Source organism: Rhizobacter sp. P2_H2 (genome assembly GCF_056403375.1).
Genome location: NZ_JBFUFP010000445.1, coordinates 1 through 4,254 on the forward strand (window position 1 = coordinate 1; position 4,254 = coordinate 4,254).

The 4,254-nt window shown below is 62.1% G+C and carries 4 protein-coding genes; 2 read left to right on the top strand and 2 right to left on the bottom strand.

Annotated features, from left to right (window positions below):
• Nucleotides 1-620: helix-turn-helix domain-containing protein (locus AC1D15_RS20000; protein WP_477827347.1), on the bottom strand; the 620-nt coding region annotated here is incomplete at its 3' end.
• A 150-nt stretch (nt 621-770) separates the two neighbouring features.
• Between AC1D15_RS20000 and AC1D15_RS20005 the strand changes: the two genes are divergently transcribed.
• The gene (locus AC1D15_RS20005; protein ID WP_477827348.1) at nt 771-1,640 is read left to right on the top strand and encodes an NAD(P)-dependent oxidoreductase; all 870 of its coding nucleotides are present in this window, start codon (nt 771-773) and stop codon (nt 1,638-1,640) included.
• 163 nt (nt 1,641-1,803) lie between these two features.
• Here AC1D15_RS20005 and AC1D15_RS20010 read toward each other — a convergent pair whose 3' ends face one another.
• Nucleotides 1,804-2,397 carry a hypothetical protein gene (locus AC1D15_RS20010; RefSeq protein ID WP_477827349.1) on the bottom strand — a complete coding sequence of 198 codons (594 nt, stop codon included), beginning with the start codon at nt 2,395-2,397 and terminating at the stop codon, nt 1,804-1,806.
• 1,512 nt (nt 2,398-3,909) lie between these two features.
• Between AC1D15_RS20010 and AC1D15_RS20015 the strand changes: the two genes are divergently transcribed.
• On the top strand, nt 3,910-4,218 hold the full coding sequence (locus tag AC1D15_RS20015) for a pYEATS domain-containing protein (protein ID WP_477827350.1): 309 nt from the start codon (nt 3,910-3,912) through the stop codon (nt 4,216-4,218).
• The last annotated feature ends 36 nt before the right edge of the window (nt 4,219-4,254 follow it).

The window sequence follows — 4,254 nt, forward strand, 5'->3', positions numbered from 1 at the left end:
ACGAACTGGTGCACCGGCACGCCGGTGCTGCGCTTGAACACCGTCTTCAAGTGCGACGCACTGATTCCCGCCACCTCGGCGAGCCGCGCGAGCGAGAGGTCGGCAGCGACGTGTGCGTCGATGTGCTCCACCACCCGGCGCAGCTGGTGCGGCGACAGCGGCGCCGGCTCGCGCCGCGCGGTGGCAGCCGAGTGGCCGAGCAGGTGCACCGCCAGCGCAATGCCCAGGGAGTCCGCGAACAGGCGGCCGCTCGGCGAGCCGGCCAGGCGGTCGGCATCCAGCGCCCACGCGATGTGCTCGATGCGGGCATCGCGGAACTGATGCCGCGGTGCGAGTGCCGCACGGCTCTCGGGCAGACGCATCTCATCCGCGGCCCGTCGCAGCAGCGCGTGCGGCAGGTGCAGCGTCAACGTGCTGCCCGCGTCGTGCTCCTCCCAGGCGTCGGACATGCCGGCCGGGACGATATCGATCTCGCCACGCCGGGCGACGAAATCGCGCATGCGGCAGGTTCCGCGCACCGGTGGGCCGGCATGCAGCTTGACGCGATGGTCGGCGATGGGCGCCCAGGCCGCAGGGCCCGGCAAGGTGGCAAGGCGCTCGACCCGCAAGTTCATCACCATCGTGTTCCTTCCTCGGGCGGCAGCGTCTGAACGTGTCCGGGAAACATCCGTTCGTGAGCGACGGCCGCCATGCGTCGGCCGCATTCTTGCCCCGCAGGCGCGCTGTGCGCTTGCCCGGCGCACAGCCGGCTTACTGCCAACGAGGACTCTATGGATGTGACCGTGATGGGATTGGGAATGATGGGATCGACGCTGGCGCAGTTGCTGCTGCGTGCCGGCCACCGCGTTCACGTGTGGAACCGCAGCGCGGCCAAGGCGGACGCCCTGGTGCGCGAAGGCGCGCTGCGCACCGCCAATGCGGCAGCGGCGGTGCGAGCGGCCGAGATCGTCGTCATCTGCGTGCACGACTACGCGGCGGCCGACAGCTTTCTGCGCGATGACAGCGTGGCGAGCGGTCTCGCGGGCCGCGTCGTCGTGCAACTGACGACCGGCAGCCCGCACGACGCGCGCGATGGCGAGGCTTGGGTGCAGAGGCACGGCGGCGCCTATGTCGACGGTGCGATCCAGGCGGCCCCCGGCCAGATGGGAACTGCGGACACACCGATCCTCGTGTCTGGCGCGAACGACGCCTACCGTCGCGCCGAACCGGTGCTGCGACTGTTCGGAGGCGGCCTGGTCTACCTGGGAGAGCCGGCAGGGGCTGCGGCCACGATGGACCTGGCGACGCTGTCGTACGTCTACGGTGCCGTCATCGGCTTCCTGCACGGAGCGCGCGTTTCCGAAGTGGAAGGCATTGGCGTTGACGCGTACGGCGAGGTCGTCGCACGAATCGCACCGGGCTTCGGCGACTTTCTCAAGCACGAGGGGAAGATGATCCATGAGGGGCACTTCGAGGTGACGCAGAGCCCGATGACGATTTCGATCGAGGCCGTGGAGCGCATGCTGCGGGCGGCGACCGATGCGGGGATCAATGCGGAGTTTCCTGCGTTCGCGGCGCAGCTCCTGCGGCGTGCGGCGGCGGCAGGGCTGGAGACTGAGGAATTGGCGGCGTTGATCAAGGTGCTGCGGGTGGCGTCGTAGCGGCATATCTTTTTCAGAATCTTCTGGACCAACAACCAACGCAAAGGCAAAAAGCCCCGAACCAGACGGTCGGGGCTTTCGTGCGTTGGGAGGGTGTCTTCCGAAGAAAACTCGGAAAAGCGCACGATGCGCATTCCCCAACTCATTCCCCAAACCTCATCCCTTATGACTGTCCGTCGTCTTCCTCATCGGAGGCTTGACCGAGCGACATGTTCTCCAGTGACTGGCGATCCAGGTGTGCACGAAGCACCTTCATTGCTGCGTCAAATCGAGACTGCCCGCCGCCGGACACCAAGTGCTGGGCCTTCAGCTTGACGCGATTGACTTCGTGGATCCAGGCATGGCCTGCTGCCTTCTGCTCCTGGGTGAGATCCAAGCAGTAGTTGAAGCTGGTCGCATCAACGTAGAACTGCATCAAAGCAGCAGCCTCAGCGCCGCTCAGCGTCCCGTCACTCAACAGAGCCGGCAATGCTGTCTGCTTCCCGTGTAGCGGAAGACGATACGCGGGCACCCTCACCTTTCCACGAAGGTAGATCGCCGCTTGTCGCTCTGCGATGAGCACGTCAGCTGCAATCGTAAGCAGATGCCCATTCTTCGCCGCTTTGCGCTGCCGACGGCCCTGGACGATCGGAAAACCCACCGCCACGATCAGGGCAAGTATTGCGCCCCAAGCCTGCACCCACCCGGCGCACGAGTTGAGGTCCGTGCCGATAGCGCGGCAAACACATTCCAATTTGGACATGGCTTCAGCGTACACCTGCTGTTGAGGTTCAGTCACTTCAGCCTGACTCGCTCGTGGCTGCCGGAATACACCCCCTAGGGGGCGCCAGGAACTAGATAGCGATCGGGGTTCCCCTGGGAGGACCCAACAGGGGGTGGGTGCAATCGGCAAATTGCCTGCTCAACTCTTTTCGCTGCGGACGCTAAGGACGAGCACCCGAATCTGCCGCTAATCCGCATAGTTGCCAGGTTCGCGCGTCCTCGGAGCGCCTGCGGACAATCGACCAACGACTGAGGCTGGTGAGGGCAAACTGCATCCGTCGCTCCATCGCATTCATTGGGAACCTTGCATTCCGTCAACGCTCGGTCCCCGAGCACTCCACGGCGCGAAGAGAACTGCCCCCGCCCCGCAGCGGCCGGAACAAGACGTCTCTTTGACTCCCTGCAAACCCCATGTGCTCAGGCGCCTTCGCTGCCTAGACTCAACGCGCCAAGTTGATCCCGGGGGAGCCATGACTTTTCTCAATGCATGCCTGCTCTATGGGGCATTCTCAGCGGCGGAGCTGTACTTTTTCCTCATGCAACGTGCAGCCCTTGAGCTGAGTCGCWCCTATGACGTTCCGCCGCCTGTCGGACGCCAAATGCTCCCGCTCTGGTACGGGCTTGTATGGCCCATCAAAGTTGCTCGGTGGGTGTCCCTCTACTTCGTCTGGAGCACAGGCGGGTGGGTGGCTCTCGCCGTGGCTTGGGCGATTCCGTTCGGAATCTCAATGGTGATACCTGTGCCCTTCAAACACTTTGTGCGCATGTTCCATCACAAAGTTGTGAAAGACATAGTTGCGAAGGCGGCAGGCCACGCAGGTCCAACTGAAGGACTTCACGCGACGCAGCTACTTGCATTGATCAACGACGCAGAACAAAAGCTACAGGCATGAACCCTTTCACTGGAGATACTTGAGCCAGCGCAGGCTCAGCCCCGGTTGCAATTCTCGGCGCGAAAGCAGCAGCGCCCCACCCTACTGCGGCGGATCAGACTTCGGCCCGGGATAACGGGCTGGCGCACTTCCGCCTGCGTGTGGCATCCTCGCCCCACGTAAATTGCCCCCATGCCAACGGGAGAGAAACGAAAATGAATGGCGCCGCTTCATCCGCTTCTTCGCCATCATCTGCAGCTTCTGCTGTGGCATCGACCGGGGCGTCAGCCCCTCCTGCCACGACTGCTTCTGCTGTTGCAAAAAGCGCTTCATCGCCTTTGACATCGCTTGATCAAGCCATGTGGTCAGCAGTGCCGAGCTTAATTTGGGCGATACTTATTCTCGCAATCCTCGTCTATTTCAGGACCGAGCTATCTCTACTCGTTAGAGCGCTGGTATTCCGCGTACGAGATGGTGCTGCATTCAAGGTCGCTGGGCTGGAGATTGGGGCCGCTTCCGGTCTAGTCGCTAGACCCGGCGACTTTTCAAAGGAAGACACGAGAGTGGGAGTCCGAGCGGATAACGGCACACGCCGGGCGCGCCGCGACGGCGAGTACATAAACACTCGGGGTGTCATGCTGGTGCACCGCCTTCAGCGATCCACTAATGACGGCCAACTATATGATGTACTCATATACGTCATTCCTCACAAGTCCTCCTTGGCTGGCGTGGTAACGGTAGAGTATTTCTTTGGAAGCTACTGGGGGAATAAGATTTATCCGTCAATTGACAGAAGTCGTGGGTTCCCCGTTGTAACTTCCGCCTATGGCCCATTCCTGTGCACAGCAAAGATTATTTTCAACGACGGAGATTCGACTTTTGTATCGCGGTACATCGATTTCGAGATGGGCAACTGTGCACCCTCTGCGTCAGTGTCGAAGTGACCGTTAGTGCGAAGACTGGGCGACAAAGAAGAACGT